This is a genomic window from Mesorhizobium kowhaii, assembly GCF_042431665.1.
Classification (GTDB): domain Bacteria; phylum Pseudomonadota; class Alphaproteobacteria; order Rhizobiales; family Rhizobiaceae; genus Mesorhizobium; species Mesorhizobium kowhaii.
Genome location: NZ_JBHLYT010000053.1, coordinates 590855 through 610254, shown reverse-complemented (window position 1 = coordinate 610254; position 19400 = coordinate 590855). Strand labels below are relative to the sequence as shown.

Genomic DNA, 19400 nt, shown 5'->3' with positions numbered 1-19400 from the left:
GAGGTGTGCTTCCCAATGGTGGTAGCGCGACCGCCGAAAGGGGTAGCGCGAGCACTCCGTTCACCCGTATGGGCAGATTGCTTCCAGCGGCCGCAGTCCCGACTATCCAGCCTGAATCTGAAACCCGACAGGGAGGCTCGTCCATGTCCTTTCGTTTCGCAACCATCGCGGCCTGCCTGCTGGCGACAGTCGTGCCTACTTCCGCCGCCGATCTGCTCTGGGGCGTCAACGGCCATCCAATAACTGCCTATCCGGGCATCCCGCTCGAAAGGCAGCTCGATTTCATTAGGGATCTCGGCCTGAAATCGTACCGAGTCAACGTTACAAGCGAGGACAACGCAGAAACGCTTGCCAACCTCGTCGACGCCGGGAAGGCGCGAGGAATCGAGATCCTGCCCGTCATCACGCCTGCGGCCATCGATCTGGACAAGGATAGTCCGGAAGAGCTCTACGAGAAGACCCGGAAACTGGCGGTCACCCTCGGCACCAGGTTCAAGAACGACATCCGCGTTTGGGAACTCGGCAACGAGATGGAGAACTACGCCATCATCAAGCCCTGCGAGAAACGCGACGACGGCTCGCAATATCCATGTGGATGGGGGCCGGCAGGAGGAACGGGAGCACTCGACTACTACGGTCCGCGCTGGGTGAAGGTGAGCGCCGTCCTCAAGGGCCTGTCCGACGGCATGACCGAGGTCGATCCGGGCATCAGGAAGGCGATCGGCACCGCCGGATGGGGCCACACCGGAGCGTTCGCGCGGATGAAGCGGGACGGGATCGCCTGGGACATCTCTGTGTGGCACATGTACGGCGACGACCCGGAATGGGCTTTCCGCGAAATCGCGGGCTACGGCAAGCCGATCTGGGTCACCGAATTCAACAATCCTTATGGAAGTCAACGCAGCGAGCGGCAGCAGGCCGACGGCATCAAGCAGACAATGACGCGACTTCGCGAACTCACCCAGAAGTACAAGGTCGAGGCTGCGCACATCTACGAACTGATCGACGAGACCTACTGGGCCCCCGGCTTCGAAGCCAATATGGGATTGGTGAGGCTCGCCGCAGCATCTGATGGCAAATGGAGGATCGGCGAGCCGAAGCCTGCCTACAAGACGGTGCGTGACTTCACCCGCGGACCGCAGCCGCTGCCCAAGCCGCATCGGGACTGCGACCCCGAGACCACCGCCGCAGACAAGTCCATATATGTGCGGCAGGCAAGCTTCGCCTACTGCCTCGTGCTTGGCCACGAGGGCGACACGTCCAGCGTCGATCATTGGTCGGCGGCGCTTGAAAGCGGAGACAGCAAACTCGCCGGCATGATCATGGAAATGATGCGCACCGACGATTTCGAAACCAGATATGCCACGATCGGCCTGACGGACCGCAGCTATATCAGTTTCCTTTATTTGCTGCTTCTTGACCGTCCCGCGGACGATTACGGGATTGAAACCTATGCCCGGCAGCTGCGCGCGGGGACCATGACCCGCGAGGACGTGGCCTTCGGCATCGTCGATTCATCGGAGTTCAGATCTGGGCACGCTGCCACCCGCGAAGTTTCCGCGGTGCCGGCCCCCGGCTGAGCAGGAACGCTGGCAACAGGGAGTGTCAAGGCAGTGAGCCTCGCGTCTGTTTTCATGGCCGGCGCCCTTTTGGCGGCCATGTCGACGGGAGCCCTGGCCTGCGAGCGCAACGGCGGGACAAAGTTCCCGCTGCGGATCGAATCCGGAAAGAATTATCCTGTCGACAGCGAGGGCCATCCGTTCTTCATGCACGGCGACTCGGCCTGGTCATTGATCGCCGACCTGAAGGACGAGGAAGCAGACTTCTACCTGGAGGACCGCAAGGCTCGCGGGTTCAACACCGTCCTGGTCAACCTTCTCGAGCACCGGTTCTCCCGAAACGCGCCGGCAAACGCATATGGCGACAGACCATTCGCCGACAACGGAGATTTCGTCGTTCCGAACGAGGCATACTTCGCCCATGCCGACCGCATTCTGCAGAAGGCTTGCGAGCTTGGTTTCCTTGTGCTGCTCGCCCCGGCATATCTCGGATATGGCGGTGGCGATGAAGGTTGGTATCAGGAAATGGCGGCAGCAGGAGCAGAAAGGCTCGACGCCTATGGTCGTTTTGTTGGACGCCGCTACCGGCGCTTCGACAACATCATGTGGGTCAACGGCGGCGATTACAATCCTGCGGATAAGGATCTGGTTAGGGCCGTCGCCAAGGGTATTCTGGAAGAGGATCCCGATGCTCTTGGCACCGTCCACGGCGCTCCCGAAACGGCACCGCTCGAATTCTGGGGTCACGAACCCTGGCTGAAGGTGAACAACGTCTACACACACGGCCCCGTCTATGCGAGCGCGCTCAGGGAGCACGATATCGGCAGGGGCATGCCCTTCTTCCTGATCGAGAGCGTCTACGAATTCGAACATGGTGCCGACGAGTACCGGGTCCGCATTCAGGCGTACCAGGCGATCCTCTCGGGCGCTTTCGGGCATCTCTATGGCAACAACCCGATATGGCATTTCGGGGGACCTGGTGTCCAGCGGCAGACTATGCAGTGGAAGGAGGCCCTCAACAGTCCCGGCGCAAAGAGCATGGAGGTGCTTATAACCTTCATATCGTCGATAAAATGGTGGCTGCTCGAGCCCGACAGCAAGAACAGATTGCTTGTCGATGGCATAGGCAAGGAGATGGGGAGGGCGGTCGCCGCGATGGCCAAGGACGGCTTCTACGCCGTCGTCTACATGCCCGGCAACGAGGGCGTCACCGTCGACCTCGCGCTGCTTTCGGCGACGTCCGTCCACGCCCGCTGGCGCGATCCCACAAGCGGGGAATTAACGGATGTTGAAGGTTCCCCTTTCAAGGCGGATCGCACGGCTTTCAAGCCGCCAGAACTCAACAGCCGGGGATACCCGGACTGGATTCTGGAACTCACGCCTCAAGACCCTGTGGAGCAAAGCCAATGAACGCCGCAGACTTGCTTCTGGACTGACGTTCTGACGACAAACGAACCGGTTCCGATTGGCTTGTGCGGCATCGACAATGTCTCTGCAAGTTGTTGTCCAGTGACAAGGCTAGTGTGGATTGCGCCGCCAACAGCCGCTGGGACAGACACGGACTCGGTTCCTCCCAGATGAACTGGCCCCCGTAGGCAAGAGCCACGCAGGTTTTGGCTTCCAACACCGACAGAGCCCGCCCAAGACAGCCCGGAGCGAGGAGATCGTCGGCACAAAGGATCATGAAATACTCGCTTTCCGCCCAATCGATCCCTGAATTGAATGAAGCGTGGGAACCCATGTTCCGTTCCCGCAGGAGCAACTCGACACGGCTATCCTCAGTTGCGATGCGGCGCGCGGTCTCTTCGCTTCCGTCCGTTGACGCGTTGTCGATGATGAGGACGCGCATCTCCGCTCCCTGGCCGAGCACATTGGCAACGCATTGCCGGAGGAATCGCCCGTGATTGTAGCAGGGGATGGCTATGTCGATCTTAGGCATTCGCGTAGTGACCGGTGCCCGACGGGACGATCTTGGTGTGCCTTGAATCAGGGGTAGCCGGAACCCGCCATTTTCGGATGACCGAACCCCCAAACGAGTTACGTCCGATCTCGCGCGCTTACTTCCTTCTGCCAGCTTTTGCCTGCCCGGGCGAAATGCGATCAATGGACGGACGATCAATGGACGGACAATGAAAAGAAGCCAGCTCCATGTTGATCCATGCGAACGCTGCTTCGCCAGGGCCGTCCCGGACAAGGATTGCTGCCGCCTACCTTTGCGATTCGAACTATCATGACATAACCCTCTATTCCCTGGCCTCCTTTGCCCGCAGCCACAGCCGCCCGCTGGATTTTCACTTCTTCCAGGTCGGCTACCGCAAAGACGTGCCCGCCCGTTTCAAGGATTTCCTGGCGTCGCGCAACCACACGATCCACGTGATAGACGCCCCCTTTGCACGACCAGCCTTCGAGATCAGGGAACGGCCGGGCAAGCATCGGCACATCACCGAAACGGCCCTTCTCAAGGAGCGTGCGATCGGGGAGCTATCTGAAGCCTACGACTATGTGCTCTATCTGGACGGAGACATGCTCGCGTTCGGCGACGTTCATTGCGAACAGGTTGCCGGGTTCAATGAGATCGCCGCTGCCTGCCTCGACCTTTCGATCGGCACGGGCATCGACGACCCCCTGATTTTCGATCGGTGCAACGTATACGGCCTGTCCCCCCGCTACTTCAATTCCGGCCTGATGCTGATCAACTCCCGCAAGTGGCGGGAGACGGAAGCCGAAAGGCGATTTTCAGAAAACCTCGAACAACACCTCGATCACTGCCCGTACATGAGTGCGTGCCCGACGCACGACCAATGCGTCTTCAACATGACTTTCGATTCCGACACCCTTCTGCTGCCCATATCGCTCAACGTGCAGAAGTGCGCCCTCCACACGCACGCTTGGCGGACGGCCACGGTTAGGCACTACACCGGGCCTAGAAAATTCCTTCCCGTGCGCGCCCGCACGTGCGATCCAAGGGAACACGCGTTGCTGCGCGCGATCAGCAGAGAAACAGGCCTCCCCGGCCCCGGATGGGTTTACGACCACGGCATCTCCTATCTCGTCAACAAGGTGAGGCGGCGCAAGGAGATCGCGGTGTACGAGCACGCTCTGGCCCAGCAGCGAATTGCCGACGTGGGAACCCTGGAATTCGACGGCGGGACGGTCGATTCATTGCTGGGTGAAGCGCGCCGCGCGCACCGAGGCTCAGGACGAATTCCTGCTCTCGACGGTTCTCTGAAGAAAGTCCTCCGAAAGGATTAGGCGCGGACCACCCGAAAGCGGTAGCGGGCGGCAAGGCTTCGTCCAACGGGGCACCCTGATCGCCTATTGGCGTTCTCCCTCACTGTTTTCAGCCCAAGTAGCCTCTGCGCGATCATATCCGCTGGGGAAAAGGTGTGCGATGAAAGTCATGGTAACCGGCCATCAAGGCTATATCGGCTCGGTGATGGTGCCGATGCTGCTGCGCGCAGGGCATTCGGTGACGGGTTACGACAGCGATCTCTACCGGCGCTGCACCTTTGCCTCGGGCGGAGAGCGGGCTTCCGTTCCGTCCATCCAAAAGGACGTCAGGGACGTGCATGCGCGCGACCTCGAAGGGTTCGATGCCGTCATCCACCTGGCGGCCCTTTCCAACGACCCGCTGTCCGATCTCGATCCGGACATCACCTACGAGATTAACCACAGGGGCAGCGTCCGTTTCGCGAAGGCGGCCAAGGAGGCCGGCGTGTCGCGCTTCCTCTTCGCCTCGTCGTGCAGCAATTACGGACAGGCGGGCGAGGGGATGGTCGACGAAACGGGCGAGTTGAACCCGGTCACGCCCTACGGCTGGTCCAAGGTGCTTTCGGAGCGGGACATTTCCGAACTGGCCGACAGCAGCTTCTCTCCCACCTATTTCCGGCCCGCCACGGCCTATGGCCTGTCGCCCCGGCTCCGCTTCGACATCGTGCTGAACAATCTGGTTGCCTGGGCCGTTACAAAAGGCGTGATCCTCCTGAAGTCGGATGGGACACCGTGGCGGCCGATCGTCCACATCGAGGACATTTCCAGGGCGTTCATCGCCGGACTGGAAGCACCGCGCGAGATCATCCACAACGAAGCCTTCAATGTGGGACGGACGGATCACAACTACAGGATCCGCGACATCGCCGAGATTGTCGCCGAGGTCGTGCCGGGCTGCCGGCTTGAATTCGCGTCCGATGCCGGGCCCGACAAGCGGTCCTATCGCGTCAGCTTCGACAAGATCGCGCGCTCCCTTCCTGCCTTCAAGCCGCAATGGGATGCGCGCAGGGGTGCCGAGCAGCTTTACCAAGCCTACGGCAAGTCGAATGTCACTCTCGAGGAATTCGAGGGGCCACGCTTCCAGCGCATCGGCCACATCAGGTATCTTTTGGCCAACGGACTTCTAGACCAGCGGATGCGGGTCGCCGAAGGCTCGAGAACACTGGAGGCAGCGGCGGGATAACCGGTATGGAACACGTGAACCCCGGCGGACTCGGCTCGCCGCCGGCGTCCATCAGCGTCGGCCAAGAAATCTATGCCTTGGCCGAACGTCTCTTTCCGATCTGCAGGAGCATCACCGGAGACGGCGTGCGACGAACGCTGGATATCCTGTCGGGGCACATTGACCTGGAACGGCATGAGGTGCCCACCGGCACGCAGGTGCTCGACTGGACTGTTCCTAGGGAATGGAACATCCGCTCGGCCAGCATCACAGGCCCGGACGGGCAAACGGTCGTGGATTTTGCCGACTCCAACCTGCACATCGTCAACTACAGCGTACCCTTCAAGGGGATCCTGCCGCTCAACGAGTTGAAGGCGCATATCCATACCTTGCCTGAACAGCCGTATGTGATCCCCTACCGCACCAGCTACTATGCCCCGACATGGGGCTTCTGCATGGCCTACGACCGTGTGGCCAAAATGCCTGACGGTCTCTATCGGGTGGAGATCGATGCCGAGCTCAAGGACGGCAGCCTCACTTACGGCGAATACCTGCACTGCGGCCGGACCGATCGGGAATTCCTTCTTTCGGCGCACATCTGCCATCCGTCACTGGCCAACGACAACTGTTCAGGCCTGGCCCTGCTGGCAACCCTTGCGAAAAGCCTGAGGGCAAGAAAAACACGATACAGCTACCGCTTCCTGTTCGCTCCGGGCACGATCGGTTCGATCGCGTGGCTGTCTCGCAACGAGGCCCGGACACATCTCATCGACCACGGTCTGGTGCTGTCATGCGTGGGGGACGCGGGAAGCGCTGCATACAAGCGCAGCCGCCGTGGCGACGCCTTCATCGATCGCGCCATGGCTCACGTGCTGGGGCGTGAAGCCGGGGCAAAGTTGATGGATTTCTCCCCTTACGGCTATGACGAGAGGCAATATTGTTCGCCGGGCTTCAATCTTCCGGTCGGCATGTTCCAGCGGAGCGTCCACGGCACCTTCCCCGAATACCACACGTCGGCTGACAATCTCGACTTCATCAAGCCGGAGTACCTGGAGGATTCCTTCCGCATCCTGACGGACGTGATCGACATCGTCGAAGACGATTGGACGCCTTTGAGCCTCTGTCCCAAGGGCGAACCACAACTCGGCAGGCGCGGCCTCTACGCCGCCCTGGGCGGGCAGGCGTCTTCGGGAGCAACCTCGATGTCCCTGCTTTGGGTGCTCAATCTCGCCGACGGCCGGCATTCGCTGCTCTCCATGGCGGAGCGCTCGGGTCTGCCATTCAGGGAACTGGCTGCCGCCGCGAGATTGCTGTCGGATCACGGTCTGCTGGCCGCGGCTTCATAAGGCTCCAGCGGCCGTTCGCTGCATGAGCAACGGCCACGTCCTGTCCCTTTCCGACATCGCCGTCGGCATCAAAGGCCAGGCTATCGAAAAGGCAGGGTCGTTGTAGCGGGCGCCCGTCGACGCATGGGGCGTATAGAACTGCGATATGAGATACGAGACCTCGGCATCGTCCGTAAGGGTCTGGAGCCCGTGGGCGAACCCGGCAGGGATGTAGACCTGCCTCATGTTCTCGGGCGTCAGTTCGAAGCCCAGCCAGCGGTGGCGTGTCGGCGAGTTCGGGCGCAGATCCACCACGACATCGAAAATCGCGCCGCGGACACAGGAGACGAGCTTCACCTCGGCGTACGGGTCGTCCTGGAAATGCAACCCCCGCAGTGTTCCCTTTTTGACCGAATGCGCGCGGCTGTGCTGGACAAAGCGCGTCGCCAGCCCGCAATCGGCCATCTCCTTTTCACAGAATAGGCGGGTGAAGGAACCGCGATCGTCAACCACCGGTGTCGGCTCGATCAGCCAGACACCCTTCAGCTCCGTTTCGGTAAACTGCATGTCTCCCTAAATCCCCAGTGGCCAGGCAAGGACCGGCGGTCCGATTGTCGGCACCGCGTGCCCGGGCTGGAAGAGCTACCTAAGCCTTAGGTGGCTTCTCCGATCGCGGTATGCCAGGCCGACCGCAGTACCCCGTTCGGCGGTCTTTGCTGAGTCATCGCCCCCGCCGTTTCCCTATAAGGATTAAGGCACCCGACGGATTGGCAAATCGAACTCGGGGGGGTCCCGTCCTAACCTGCGTTGAAAAGGAAGCACTCCCTACGGAGCGCGGCGGGCACAGGTTCATCGTCAGGCCACCGCGTCTCCGTTTTTTCAAACCAGCGCGACAGGAGTACGGAATGAATATTCAGGCTGTCGAAATCGTTCGCGACCAGAACACGGCACGCCGGAATGTCAGCTGCAGGCTGTGCGGGTCGCGCCTGCGCCACACTCTGGTCGACCTTGGCATGTCGCCGCCTTGCGAGAGCTTCATCCAGGCCGACCAGCTTGACCAGATGGAACTCTATTATCCGCTCAACGTCCTGGTCTGCCACAGCTGCTACCTGGTGCAGCTCAAGGAGTATGTGAGCCCCGAGACCATCTTCAGCGAATACGCCTACTTCTCTTCCTTCTCGACAAGTTGGGTGGCCCACGCGAAAGCCTATTGCGGGGCGATCACGGAGCGACTTGGGCTTGGCGCCGACAGCTTCGCGGTAGAACTCGCAAGCAATGACGGTTACCTGCTGCAGCACTTCCTGCCGCTCGGCGTTCCCGTGCTTGGCGTCGAGCCGGCGGCCAACGTTGCGCGCGCTGCGGTCGAGAAGGGCGTGCCAACCCGGGTCGACTTCTTCGGGGTGCGGCTGGCACTTCAGATGGTGGCCGAAGGACTCCGCGCCGATCTCATCATTGGCAACAACGTCCTGGCGCAGGTGCCCGACCTCAACGACTTCGTCGCGGGAATAAAAATCCTGCTCAAGCCGGAGGGCGTGGTCACTCTTGAGTTCCCGCATGTCGAGCGGCTGATGACGGAGAACCAGTTCGACACCATCTACCACGAGCATTTTTCATATTTCTCGCTGCTGACGATCGACCTGATGGCGGCCCGCCACGGGCTGCGGTTGATCGACGTCGAGGAACTGCCCACCCATGGCGGCTCGCTGCGTGTCTATCTCGCCAACGAGGGCAGCAGCTGGGCTACGGATGACAGTATCGCCGAACTCCTCGACCGCGAAAAGCGGCATGGGCTTACGGAAATGACGACCTACACCTCTTTCGGCTACAAGGCGCAGCGCGCGAAGCGCGATCTCCTCGCGTTCCTGATTTCGGCCAAAGACGAGGGCAAGACGATTTGCGGTTACGGCGCGCCTGGCAAGGGCAACACGCTGCTCAATTACTGCGCCATCGGCACCGACTTCCTCGACTTCACGGTCGACCGCAATCCCTACAAGCACGGCCGCTTCACGCCGGGCATGCACATCCCGATCAAGTCCATCGAGGCGATCGAGCAGGCCAAGCCAGACTACATCCTGGTCCTTCCGTGGAACCTGAAGGACGAGATCATCCAGCAGATGCACCATGTCGCCGCCTGGGGTGCGAAATTCGTGGTGCCAATTCCTTTCGTGACAGTGATCGATCCATCGGAGTTACGGAGATGAAAGTCGTCCTTTTCTGCGGCGGTCGCGGGACCCGCATCCGCGACTATTCCGACAGCATACCGAAGCCGATGATTCCGCTCGGCCACCAGCCGATCCTGCGCCACGTCATGCAGTGGTACAGCGACTACGGGCACGACGAATTCGTCTTGTGTCTGGGCTACAAGGCCAACGTCATCAAGGATTTCTTCCTGAACACCCGGCCGCAGACCTTTTCCGATTGCGTCGTCACGCAAGGAGGCCAGGACGTGAAGCTGCTCGGCGACACGGTCAAGGACTGGAGCATCACCCTGCTCGATACGGGCATCTGGCGCAACATCGGAGAACGCCTCTGGGCTGCGAAGGACCACGTCAGGAACGAGAAGATGTTTCTGGCCAACTACTCCGATGGCCTGACCAACGTCGACCTCGACGATGTGATCGCGAAGTTCGAGGCCAGCGACAAGATCGGCTGCTTCCTCGCCGTGCGCGCGCCGCTGACATACCATTTGGCCGACATCGCCGAAGATGGTCGCGTGCGCGAGTTCCGCACGACGGAGACGTCCGAGATCTGGATCAACGGCGGGTACTTCGTGTTCCGTCCCGAAATCTTCGACTACATGCGTGACGGCGAGGAACTCGTTGTCGAACCTTTCAAGCGATTGATCGATGACAACATGCTGATGGCGTACAAGCACGAGGGGTTCTGGCGTTCGATGGACACGCTGCGTGATTGGCAATCGCTCGAAGACATGGTCGAAAAGGGTGACATGCCCTGGAATAGAAGGGTCACCGCAGAGAAAATCAGGCGCAGCATGGTAATGGCTGCATCATGAGGGGACTTGGCCTCGCACGTCGCGGCGAGGAACTCTCGATCCTCTGCCTTGGTGCCCATTCCGACGACATAGAGATCGGTGCGGGAGGTACGATACTCGGGCTGATTGCGTCGGGGGTCAAACTGCATGTCGACTGGTGCGTACTGAGCGCCGGCGGCCAGCGGTCGGCCGAGGCCAGGGCTTCGGCCGAGGCCTTCCTCGAAGGATCGCGCTCGTCCACGGTCGACGTTGCGGATTTCGAAGACAGCTACTTTCCGGCTCATAGCCGATCTATAAAGAAGTGGCTGATGGATTTAAGATCGCGGGTTCATCCCGATGTGGTGCTAACCCACGCCAGGTTCGATGCCCATCAAGACCACCGGGAGGTCAACCAACTGACCTGGAACGTCTTCCGCGATCATCTTGTGCTCGAATACGAGATTCCGAAATGGGACGGCGATCTCTGCCAACCCAATGCCTACGTGCCGCTTACGGCCGAGGTGCTGGAACGCAAGATCGAACTCCTTCACGAGCACTTCGGGACGCAGCGCTCAAAGGACTGGTTCGACCGCGAGACATTCGCCGGGCTTGCGCGGTTGCGCGGGATGGAATGCCGGGCGCCCGAGCATTTTGCCGAGGCGTTCACGCTTCGAAAGGCCAAAATTCTGTAGCGGTTTGCACACATTTTCTGGCGAAGAAACGAGCGGTGGATGACCGAATGAATCGGGTGAAAGGGGGGTTGAACTGACCCGGCGATCTGTTACTAAATTCGCTGTCGCGGGGTAAAAAACACCGACAGAGCGGGCCATCAATCCTAAGGTTTTCCTTTCTGCCTTTTCTGCCATCCATTTTGAAGTTGAAGGGATTTTTTGTCAAAATGGGCAATGCAAACATTGCGCCTGGATATTCTTTCAGCGAAGCTCGGATCGGAACGGTCGAGGGCGGAGAATCCGGGGTTCTTGTGTGGAAATCCGACCAACTGGTCGCCGTCCTTACCCAGATCGACGAGGAAGCCTACTGCACGAAAGGCAAATGGTTCCTCGAGACAGGCTTCGGGCTGCTGAGCGGGCTGCACAAGAACTTCGATACGATCGAAGAAGCCGTAAGATGGGTGGGCAACCACACTTTCCCCGAGCCTGTTGCCACTGCAGATTGATCAGCGGATTCCGCGGCAGCAAGGCGCCTGTGCAAGCCAGCGATGCCTTTCGGCCCGCGTCCTGTATCTCCCTCGCCTGAGGGGCCTTGACAGCCTGCACCTTGCTGTTTCTGCAGCCGAAGTGAGATCCTGTCCCATGGCCTCATGCGGAAACAATGCGGGATTGCCGTATAATGCGGGATTGCCGTATACGGTCCTGCTTTGGTCCAAAAGAATGAGAAAGCAACGCTTTCGTGGCGTCAAGATGTCGCCGCGAGCTGGGTTTCAGATTGCCCCATGGTCGCATTATTCGCGGCTAGAGGGTTCTCTGGAGTCGTCATTATTTCAGCTCGCCCATCACCATTGTTAAAACGGCGGAAAACAACCTGCGTGGGGCGGCCTACCAAGAAACGGCTCGTTCCCGATTCCAGGGCCTGCGCATACACCGCCAGTGCACCGTCGACGGCCTCTATCGTCTTCATGACGGCCGCGTCGTCGTGGGTGTAGCTGACGACGAGAGACGGCATAAGCACTCCACGCCTGATTGTCTCCTGCAGGAACAGCGAGCGGTATGCCTGCGACGGCTTGCCGTTGGGGTCGAGCGTGGCATATGCCAGACAGCAGGAACGGCCGACAACCTTGAAGTGCCCATCCACCCCATGCCGTCTGGCAGCCTCTGCGATCCCCATCCTCAGTTTCGTCCCCTGACGGTGCAGGTGTTCGATCACGGACTCGTTCTGGTAAGTCCGCATGGTCGCGATCGCCGCCGCAAGCGCATGGGTCTCCGCGCCGTGCGTGGTCGACAGCAGAAACACCCTTGGGCGGTCCGTATGCTCGAGGCCGCCGAGCCGCATGTATTCGCGTTTGCCCGCGAGGGCCGAGACCGAAAACCCGTTACCGAGCGCCTTGCCGAATGTCGACAAGTCCGGTTCTATGCCATAGAGCTTCTGCGCCCCGGCCGCATGCCATCTGAACCCGGTGATCATCTCGTCGAGAATGAGCAGTGCGCCCTTTTCCCTGCAGAGACGCTGGACTTCATGCAGGAACCCGTCCACCGGATCGTCGCCGCGGGAAGGCTCGAGGATCAGGGCTGCTAGCTTGCCGGGGTGCCTGTCGAACAAATCCTTTACGCTGGCGATGTCGTTGTACCGGAAAGTGACGGTGAGCTTTCGGACCGCCTCCGGAATTCCGGCATTCATCGGTGTGGTCCCGATGAACCAATCGTCTGTCGAAAAGAAAGGATGGTCGGCGCAGCAGGCAACGAGATCGCGACCCGTGTAGGCGCGGGCAAGGCGAACGGCCCCCGAAGTCGCATCCGATCCGTCCTTGCAGAACTTCACCATCTGCGCGCCGATGAGTTCCAGGAACGTCTCGGCGCAGTCGACCTCGATCCTGGCTGGCCGCGTGAAATTGGACCCACCTTGGAGGGCCGTCTCCACCGCTCTGACCACGGTCGGGTAGGCGTGCCCCAGCCCGACGGAGCGGTTACCCATGCCGTATTCGATGTACTCGTTCCCGTCGACGTCCCAGACATGGCATCCCAAACCACGCTCGATGAAGCCGGGCGCCAGGACGGGATACTGGTCCTCGCCTTTCGCGTAGGTGTGGCTACCGCCCGGGATCAGTTCACGACCGCGTTCCTGCAGGCGGACGGATTTGCGAAAACGAAGGCTTTGCTCAGACATGCCAACCACTCCATTCCGGCAGCAAGTCTACATGCTCGGCTCAGGATTTCGCGTTCTCCATAAGGTCATCGGTTAGCACTTATGGTGGATACCCAGGCGGGCACCGACTTTGATGCCGCGCAATGGAACAGCTTTTCAGGGAACTACAGAACCAGATCATCGCGACGAATCCGGGCGTTTCGGAGCACTCCGAAAATATCCACCTGCAGCACACTGTCAGGAGTTCGGCGCAACGAACCGCATCGGAGCGGGGTCATCTATCTCGGGCGGCTTCCGGTGCCATTCGCGGCAACGGAGATCCATCGACCTTCACTGAATGAGTCTGTAGTACGATACAAATACGACCCGCCAGGATTCACCCAGGGCGGGCCGTCTTATTGTTTGCGATTACTCTTCGGCCAGAGCTCCTTCTGCGAAGAGATCGTTGACCTTGTAGGCGACTTCCGTCCGGTTGGTCGCCTTCAGCTTCTTCATGATGTTTCGGATGTGGACCTTCACGGTGCTTTCGCGCAGGTTCAGTTCGTAGGCGATGATCTTGTTCGCCTTGCCACGCCGCAGCGCCTGGGCGACCTCAGCCTGCCTGAGCGTGAACATGCCCGTCAAAGGCCGTGTGTCGCAGCTGCCTGAATTTATCAGGTGCCGCATGGAAAGGACACTGCTCGCCGGAACGAAGATGCCTCCCGCTGCCGCCAGGTTGATCGCCTCGACACATACATCGATCCCGACCGAAGTCGGAATGTAGCCGCGTGCGCCGCATTCGAGAGCCGTCAGTATCTGTGCGAGGTCTTCCGTGTCGGCCAGGATGACCACAGGGACTGCCTTGAACTCGGACGAAATATGCCTGATCTCGTCTGCGATGCCATGATCGGTGACCTTCCGGCCACCAAGGTTGAAGAGTATGGCTGCAAGGGGAGGGGCCGAACCCTTCCTCAGGCGCCATTCTTCGATCGAACCCATGGCGACGACCGCCATGCCCAGTTCATGATCCTCAAGGGCCGATGCGAGACACTCGCGGTCTAAGGCCCTTCCATCCAGCATGAGGAGGTATTGCTTGCCTGCTTGTTCGTGGACATTTTCAGTTCCGCTGGACGGAACTCCTGATTGACTTGTCGAAACGTGATTATGCAGTCCTACTGTGGAACCCATACTTATACCCACCCTTCCCCAACAAAGGCCGCCTTGCGGCGCCCAACAGAGCCCCTCATTCTCTAGAATTGAAAGTTTGATACCCAACCCATTTCAAAGCTCAAAGCTGGATTGCCCCAACCTGGAGCCTTGAGCAGTTCTTGGCTGCTGACATGTAGAGCAGCTCGGACAGTGTATGGCCTATTTATAAGCGGTCTCTAACTTAAGTTAATTTTCGGTAAATTTTTAAGTCGACGTAAAGCGCTGCGAGCCGCAGGAACGGGACGGCCCGGCCATCCCTAAGGCGCAACTCGTGATATCCGCGGCCCAGCGCTTCAGATGCCTGATGGGTCTGCCGCCGCGTGTGGGCGCGCCTCACGTATATAGGCAGCATGGCTGATCCTCATCCGATAGGCGGAAGTGGGATCTGCTCGAATGAAGCCGTTCACCGTAAGGCTTCGCGGACGCCAGATGAAGGCCTGGTCTCAGGCGTTTCCCTGGGGATTTGCCTCGCTTAGCCACTGCCCATCCAGAACCGTCCCGTCAGCCTGAATCACGGCTTCGAAGGCCTCTATCAGCCTTTTGGCGGCTTTGCTGGCAATGTGGGACTCGGGGTAATTTGCCTCCACTACCCGGGCACGCTCGTAAACTTCCTTGAGTTGCCTGACCTGCTTGGGACCGAATACGCCATGTACAACCTGAGTGGTCATACCGCTTCTCCTCCTGGTGCTGGAACTCAAACAACCCGCCCGTTGCCCAGCGCTCCCACGATTTCAACATTAACACAGGGTTCTGCAACTGAAAACCAAAACAAGCCTGCACCCGTACTATAAGATTACTATTTTCCTTGGTCGAGGCGTTCTTTAGTAGGCGTTCGCGGATTGAGGGTTAGCCGTTTGCAGGAGGGCCGGATTGCGAAAAGACCGCCATCGCGAAACAGCTCAAGAAGCCCACCGGCCCGCAGGTCACCCCTCGCTCGCGAACGAAAAGGCTTCATATCCTCTGATCATGCCGCCGTGCATTTTACAACGCAACGGCCGTGACCGGGTCCTGCGGATGCGGGTGTCAGGCTACGTCCTTTGGCTCTCTTGCCCGGGATACCCATCTGCCGAATGATGAGCCGTCGGACAGCTTCCTGAGTCCGCACAGTCCAGGGCCAAACCAAGCGGGAGGCTCGATCAACAATGCAGGTCTCTTTGATGGGGCTGCTGGTGTGCGCGGCTATTTTGGTCGTTGCCCGCTATTCCAGGGGAATGCTGATCATCGGCCTGATCGCTTCCCAGGCGTTCGGTGCGACGGCCATCGTGACGCTGACCTTTTTAGGTGGGTCGTCTCCGCTGATCTACACCATGTTTGCGGCCTTGCTCGTCATGGCCACCACAGTCAGGCGTCGCATCTGGCTCGACCTTGGAAGTGTGTTCGGGAGCATCCGCCCGGTCTGGGTTCTCACAAGCCTCATGGCTTACGCAATCATCGGGGCATGGCTATTTCCAAGACTGTTCGCAGGACAGACCGCCGTCTTCGTGCAGTCGAAAACCCGAGGCGCCGTCGTAGAAGCGTCCTTGGCCCCGGTTTCGGCCAACACTTCACAGACGGGCTACTTCATTCTTGGCGGGCTCACCGCCATCGCGCTTTGTGTGCTGCTGCTGCACTCCAACAGGATCGACCAGGTCCGCCGCGGCTTCTTCTTGTGGTGCGGTCTGCATGCGGGCATGGGGCTGGTCGATTTTATCGGCAAGAATGCAGGAGCGGGAGACTTGCTGGGCCCGATCAAAACCGCCAATTACGCACTCATAACGGAAGCGGTCGAGGCAGGATTCGTACGGATCACGGGACCTTTTTCGGAAGCCTCTTCGTTCGCCAGCGCTTCCCTCGCCTGCCTGGCATTCTGCTACACGTATTGGAGAAAGACCAAGTCACGCCTTGCCCAGTGGCTGGCGGGCATCCTGCTCTTCCTGACCATTCTGTCGACTTCATCGACCGCTTACGTCGGTCTGGCTCTCCTGTGCCTTCCGGTCGCCTTCTCGATGTTGGTTTCAATCCTCAGGGGGCGGGTTGAGCGCGAGGAGATACTGGTAACCGCTCTGATGGCGATAGGCGTGGTCGCCATTATGGGCGTCAGCCTCTACGACGCCGGAGCATTGGAGCCTTTCGTCAGGCTGATCAACAGCACCATCATCAACAAAGCGGATTCTGGCTCAGGCCATGAGCGCACCTATTGGAACATCAAGAGCCTGCAGTCCTTCCTGGACACCAGCGGCCTTGGCGTCGGTTTCGGCAGTTCGAGGGCATCGAGCTGGCCGATCGCGGTCCTTTCCCAACTCGGCTTGTTCGGATCGCTGATGATGGCGATCCTGCTCGGTGTCCTGGTCGCTGGAATGGGACGGATGCGGGAATGGGTGGACCCGGAAACGGATGCGGTCGCGACGAGCGTCAGGAATGCTTCGCTCGCCGGCATAATTGCCATCTCAGTGTCGGGTGGCAGCGCCGATCCAGGCATCCTCTTCTTCATCGCACTTGCCGTCGTTTCCGCCACGCGGGTCCGTGCTCGACGTTCCATGGCGGCGTTTGGGCGAACCGCCTGGCATCAGACAGCGGCAGAGGCAATATGAAGGATCTCGCCGTGGCGGAGAAGGTCGAAATGCTGTTCGCTTTCGATCACCAGCGCTGGTGCACATAGGGCTTGATGTCCTGGTCGTAGATATCCCGGATCTTGCCCATGAGTTGATCCGACAGTGGCGCAAGGTGCGCCGCTTCGGCATTGGATATCGCCTGCGCCGGATTGCGGGCGCCCGGAATGACGACCGTGACCGCGTCGAACATCAGGATCCAGCGCAGGGCGAATTTCGCCATCGTCGTGTCGCCGGAAACCAGCGGCCGGATGCGCTCGACCGCCGCCAGTCCGACCTCATAGGGCACGCCTGAGAAGGTCTCGCCAACATCGAAGGCTTCGCCGTTGCGGTTGAATTTGCGGTGGTCGCTGTCCTCGAATTTGGTGTCGGCCTTGAACTTGCCCGACAGCAAACCGCTGGCCAGCGGGACGCGGGCGATGATGGCCACATCGTTCTTTTTCGCCAGGTCGAAGAACAACTCCGCCGGCCGTTGGCGGAAGGCGTTGAAGATGATCTGGACGCTGACGACGCCGGGATACTGCATCGCCTTCAACGCCTCTTCGACGCGCTCGACGCTGACGCCGTAATTGCGGATCTTGCCTTGCTCGACGAGCCGGTCGAGCCGTTCGAAAACCTCCGGGTGGTAGTAGAGGTCGGTCAGCGGGCAATGCAGTTGCACGAGATCGAGCGTGTCCGCCTCGAGATATCTCAGGCTGCGGTCGACCCAGTCGGTCAGGTTCTTCTGGCTGAAACCCTCGACGCTCTGCGCCGGCAGGCGTTTTCCGGCCTTGGTGGTGATGAATGGCCGCTCGCCGCCGCGCTCCTTCATCACCCTTGCAATCAGTTTTTCGGAACGGCCGCCGCCATAGACGTCGGCGGTGTCAATGAAGGTGACGCCGGCGTCGAGGGCCGCGTGCAGGGCGGCCACCGCATCGTCGTCATTGACCTCGCCCCAGGCGGCGCCGATGGCCCATGAACCAAAGCCGATCTCGCTGACGTCGCGGCCGGTGCGGCCGAATTTCCGTGACTGCATGTCCTGTTCCTAACTGCGGCTTGGTGGTGATTCCTGATCTGCGGGCCGCCTTTTATCGCATGGCAACGCGATTGACATCCCCGTTCGTTGGATTTACCAGATAACAGGGTTGTATGACAACCCGGTAAGACTGCAATGATTTGGAGTCGGGAGGATCTCAAGTTGAAAACCGTTCTGAAAATGGGCGCGTCGGCGGCCTTGTGCCTTGGCGCGCTTGCTCATCCTGCATTCGCCGAGGACAACATCGTCAAGATCGGCGTCGTCGCGGCGGAGTCGGGCTCGTTCGTTTCCGCCGGCCACACCTTGCCGGCAGGCGTCGGCCTTGCCGTGAAGCAGATCAATGACGCCGGCGGCATCAAGGTCGGCGGCAAGACCTACAGACTGGAAATGGTCAAGCGCGACGACCGCACGGATATCGCGACCGCAATAGCCGCCACCCAGGAACTGGTGCGCGATGTGAAGGTGCAGGCGATCTTCGGATCGGAGACGCACGACTTCACGCTGGCCATGGCCAAGATCACGCAGCCGGCCAAGATCATCCATTTCGCCGGCAATTCGACGCTGGCGAAAATCCTGACACCAGACTCGGTCAGGCCGGGCGGCGAGGATCACTATCTCTTCCAGTCCGAGCCGCAGGAGTTCCAGCGGTCCGGATCGACGGCGCGCGGCGTGCTGACCTTGCTTGAGCCGCTGCTAGGGTACAAGCCGAAGAAGTCGGTCATGATCGTCGGCAACGACGCCACCGGCCAGTTCCTGTCGTCCTACTACTACAAGGCGCTGAAGGCCGAGGGGCAGGACGTTCCCGACATCATCTTCTATCCGCCTGACACAACCGACTTCTCGCCGTTCCTGACCCGCGCCAAGAGCCTCAATCCGGATATCATCCACTTCTGGTACAATGGCGATTCAACGCTGACGGCACTGCCACAGGCGCTCGAACTGGGTGCCGCCAAGAGCTACTTCCTGTTCGGCGTCGACCCCGGCATCTGGAAGGAGAAGCAGCTTTCGGCCGATGTGCCGGTGGCGATGAGCTGCGTTCCGGTCTGCTGGGGCGAGTCGTCCAATCCGAAAGCCAAGACCTATTTCGACGCCTACTTCGCCGCCGGCGCGCCGCACGGCGTGACCTCGTCGGTGTCGCTGCTCTACCACGACTATGTCCACTTCCTCGCCGAAGCCTGGGAGAAGGCCGGCAGCTTCGATCCGGACAAGACGGTCGAGGCGCTGCTGACCCTCCACCATCAGGGCGTGGTCTCGGATGACCTGACCTTCAATCCAACGCACCAGGTCACCCATGCCACCGAGGTCTGCGCCGCGGCACCCGGCGGCGCCATCTCCTGCTCGATGCAGCAGCCACCGGCTGAAGCGCCGAAGAGCTGATCAGGCGAACCGACCCTCGAGTTGGCGGCGTCACCCGCCGCCAACTCATCCTTCCCAGAATATTCCCAGAATATTCTCGGAATACAGGCGGGTCTCGATCGCCGGCCTCTACGTCAACAGCGCCA

17 protein-coding genes are annotated in these 19400 nt (G+C 60.2%); 11 read left to right on the top strand and 6 right to left on the bottom strand.

Annotated elements, in window-relative coordinates:
* The first annotated feature begins 143 nt into the window (after positions 1-143).
* Positions 144-1580, top strand: a complete 1437-nt coding sequence (locus tag ACFFNA_RS30250; RefSeq protein ID WP_111547183.1) for a DUF4214 domain-containing protein — start codon at positions 144-146, stop codon at positions 1578-1580.
* Positions 1581-1613: 33 nt separating this feature from the next.
* Positions 1614-2969 (top strand): glycoside hydrolase family 140 protein, encoded by a 1356-nt coding sequence (locus ACFFNA_RS30245; protein WP_378923508.1) that lies wholly within the window; start codon positions 1614-1616, stop codon positions 2967-2969.
* Here ACFFNA_RS30245 and ACFFNA_RS30240 read toward each other — a convergent pair.
* Positions 2935-3498 (bottom strand): glycosyltransferase family 2 protein, encoded by a 564-nt coding sequence (locus tag ACFFNA_RS30240; protein WP_275954972.1) that lies wholly within the window; start codon positions 3496-3498, stop codon positions 2935-2937. The two genes, ACFFNA_RS30245 and ACFFNA_RS30240, sit on opposite strands and share 35 nt — an antisense overlap.
* A 209-nt stretch (positions 3499-3707) precedes the next feature.
* Between ACFFNA_RS30240 and ACFFNA_RS30235 the strand changes: the two genes are divergently transcribed.
* The 3 genes from ACFFNA_RS30235 (at position 3708) to ACFFNA_RS30225 (ending at position 7337) form a co-directional block, all read left to right on the top strand.
* On the top strand, positions 3708-4811 hold the full coding sequence (locus tag ACFFNA_RS30235; RefSeq protein ID WP_378923507.1) for a glycosyltransferase family 8 protein: 1104 nt from the start codon (positions 3708-3710) through the stop codon (positions 4809-4811).
* 139 nt (positions 4812-4950) lie between these two features.
* Positions 4951-6012: an NAD-dependent epimerase/dehydratase family protein gene (locus ACFFNA_RS30230; protein WP_378923506.1), complete on the top strand. Its 1062-nt coding sequence runs from the start codon at positions 4951-4953 to the stop codon at positions 6010-6012.
* Between the two features lie 5 nt (positions 6013-6017).
* Positions 6018-7337, top strand: coding sequence for a DUF4910 domain-containing protein (locus ACFFNA_RS30225; RefSeq protein ID WP_378923505.1), 1320 nt, complete (start codon positions 6018-6020; stop codon positions 7335-7337).
* Here ACFFNA_RS30225 and rfbC read toward each other — a convergent pair.
* Positions 7332-7883 (bottom strand): dTDP-4-dehydrorhamnose 3,5-epimerase, encoded by a 552-nt coding sequence (gene rfbC, locus ACFFNA_RS30220; RefSeq protein ID WP_111547178.1) that lies wholly within the window; start codon positions 7881-7883, stop codon positions 7332-7334. The genes ACFFNA_RS30225 and rfbC overlap by 6 nt on opposite strands.
* A gap of 338 nt (positions 7884-8221) precedes the next feature.
* Between rfbC and ACFFNA_RS30215 the strand changes: the two genes are divergently transcribed.
* The 4 genes from ACFFNA_RS30215 (at position 8222) to ACFFNA_RS30200 (ending at position 11464) form a co-directional block, all read left to right on the top strand.
* The gene (locus tag ACFFNA_RS30215) at positions 8222-9517 is read left to right on the top strand and encodes a methyltransferase domain-containing protein (protein ID WP_378923504.1); all 1296 of its coding nucleotides are present in this window, start codon (positions 8222-8224) and stop codon (positions 9515-9517) included.
* Positions 9514-10329 (top strand): sugar phosphate nucleotidyltransferase, encoded by an 816-nt coding sequence (locus tag ACFFNA_RS30210; protein ID WP_275954977.1) that lies wholly within the window; start codon positions 9514-9516, stop codon positions 10327-10329. Before ACFFNA_RS30215 ends, ACFFNA_RS30210 begins: the two co-directional genes overlap by 4 nt.
* Positions 10326-10979, top strand: coding sequence for a PIG-L deacetylase family protein (locus tag ACFFNA_RS30205; RefSeq protein WP_111547175.1), 654 nt, complete (start codon positions 10326-10328; stop codon positions 10977-10979). The genes ACFFNA_RS30210 and ACFFNA_RS30205 overlap by 4 nt, the downstream gene beginning before the upstream one ends.
* Before the next feature lie 206 nt (positions 10980-11185).
* Positions 11186-11464 carry a hypothetical protein gene (locus tag ACFFNA_RS30200; protein WP_292630613.1) on the top strand — a complete coding sequence of 93 codons (279 nt, stop codon included), beginning with the start codon at positions 11186-11188 and terminating at the stop codon, positions 11462-11464.
* Positions 11465-11703: 239 nt separating this feature from the next.
* Here ACFFNA_RS30200 and ACFFNA_RS30195 read toward each other — a convergent pair whose 3' ends face one another.
* From ACFFNA_RS30195 to ACFFNA_RS30185, 3 genes are all read right to left on the bottom strand, one after another.
* On the bottom strand, positions 11704-13128 hold the full coding sequence (locus ACFFNA_RS30195; RefSeq protein ID WP_378923503.1) for a glutamate-1-semialdehyde 2,1-aminomutase: 1425 nt from the start codon (positions 13126-13128) through the stop codon (positions 11704-11706).
* A 387-nt stretch (positions 13129-13515) separates the two neighbouring features.
* Positions 13516-14274: a response regulator transcription factor gene (locus ACFFNA_RS30190; RefSeq protein ID WP_111547173.1), complete on the bottom strand. Its 759-nt coding sequence runs from the start codon at positions 14272-14274 to the stop codon at positions 13516-13518.
* 464 nt (positions 14275-14738) lie between these two features.
* The gene (locus tag ACFFNA_RS30185) at positions 14739-14963 is read right to left on the bottom strand and encodes an exosome complex component (RefSeq protein ID WP_378923502.1); all 225 of its coding nucleotides are present in this window, start codon (positions 14961-14963) and stop codon (positions 14739-14741) included.
* 474 nt (positions 14964-15437) lie between these two features.
* Here ACFFNA_RS30185 and ACFFNA_RS30180 point away from each other — a divergent pair, with 474 nt between their 5' ends.
* Positions 15438-16865, top strand: a complete 1428-nt coding sequence (locus ACFFNA_RS30180; RefSeq protein ID WP_378923501.1) for a hypothetical protein — start codon at positions 15438-15440, stop codon at positions 16863-16865.
* A gap of 46 nt (positions 16866-16911) precedes the next feature.
* Here ACFFNA_RS30180 and ACFFNA_RS30175 read toward each other — a convergent pair whose 3' ends face one another.
* On the bottom strand, positions 16912-17898 hold the full coding sequence (locus tag ACFFNA_RS30175) for an aldo/keto reductase (protein WP_378923500.1): 987 nt from the start codon (positions 17896-17898) through the stop codon (positions 16912-16914).
* A gap of 162 nt (positions 17899-18060) precedes the next feature.
* Here ACFFNA_RS30175 and ACFFNA_RS30170 point away from each other — a divergent pair, with 162 nt between their 5' ends.
* A complete protein-coding gene (locus ACFFNA_RS30170) occupies positions 18061-19275 on the top strand; it encodes an ABC transporter substrate-binding protein (RefSeq protein WP_378923499.1) in 1215 nt (404 codons plus the stop codon).
* Positions 19276-19400 lie beyond the last annotated feature (125 nt).

Excerpts from the sequence above, each read along its gene's own strand:
- ACFFNA_RS30250 (WP_111547183.1), top strand. The coding sequence starts at position 144 with ATGTCCTTTCGTTTCGCAACCATCGCGGCCTGCCTGCTGGCGACAGTC.
- ACFFNA_RS30240 (WP_275954972.1), bottom strand. The coding sequence starts at position 3,498 with ATGCCTAAGATCGACATAGCCATCCCCTGCTACAATCACGGGCGATTC.
- ACFFNA_RS30235 (WP_378923507.1), top strand. The coding sequence starts at position 3,708 with ATGTTGATCCATGCGAACGCTGCTTCGCCAGGGCCGTCCCGGACAAGG.
- ACFFNA_RS30230 (WP_378923506.1), top strand. The coding sequence starts at position 4,951 with ATGAAAGTCATGGTAACCGGCCATCAAGGCTATATCGGCTCGGTGATG.
- ACFFNA_RS30225 (WP_378923505.1), top strand. The coding sequence starts at position 6,018 with ATGGAACACGTGAACCCCGGCGGACTCGGCTCGCCGCCGGCGTCCATC.
- rfbC (WP_111547178.1), bottom strand. The coding sequence starts at position 7,883 with ATGCAGTTTACCGAAACGGAGCTGAAGGGTGTCTGGCTGATCGAGCCG.
- ACFFNA_RS30215 (WP_378923504.1), top strand. The coding sequence starts at position 8,222 with ATGAATATTCAGGCTGTCGAAATCGTTCGCGACCAGAACACGGCACGC.
- ACFFNA_RS30210 (WP_275954977.1), top strand. The coding sequence starts at position 9,514 with ATGAAAGTCGTCCTTTTCTGCGGCGGTCGCGGGACCCGCATCCGCGAC.
- ACFFNA_RS30205 (WP_111547175.1), top strand. The coding sequence starts at position 10,326 with ATGAGGGGACTTGGCCTCGCACGTCGCGGCGAGGAACTCTCGATCCTC.
- ACFFNA_RS30200 (WP_292630613.1), top strand. The coding sequence starts at position 11,186 with ATGGGCAATGCAAACATTGCGCCTGGATATTCTTTCAGCGAAGCTCGG.
- ACFFNA_RS30195 (WP_378923503.1), bottom strand. The coding sequence starts at position 13,128 with ATGTCTGAGCAAAGCCTTCGTTTTCGCAAATCCGTCCGCCTGCAGGAA.
- ACFFNA_RS30190 (WP_111547173.1), bottom strand. The coding sequence starts at position 14,274 with ATGGGTTCCACAGTAGGACTGCATAATCACGTTTCGACAAGTCAATCA.
- ACFFNA_RS30185 (WP_378923502.1), bottom strand. The coding sequence starts at position 14,963 with ATGACCACTCAGGTTGTACATGGCGTATTCGGTCCCAAGCAGGTCAGG.
- ACFFNA_RS30180 (WP_378923501.1), top strand. The coding sequence starts at position 15,438 with ATGCAGGTCTCTTTGATGGGGCTGCTGGTGTGCGCGGCTATTTTGGTC.
- ACFFNA_RS30175 (WP_378923500.1), bottom strand. The coding sequence starts at position 17,898 with ATGCAGTCACGGAAATTCGGCCGCACCGGCCGCGACGTCAGCGAGATC.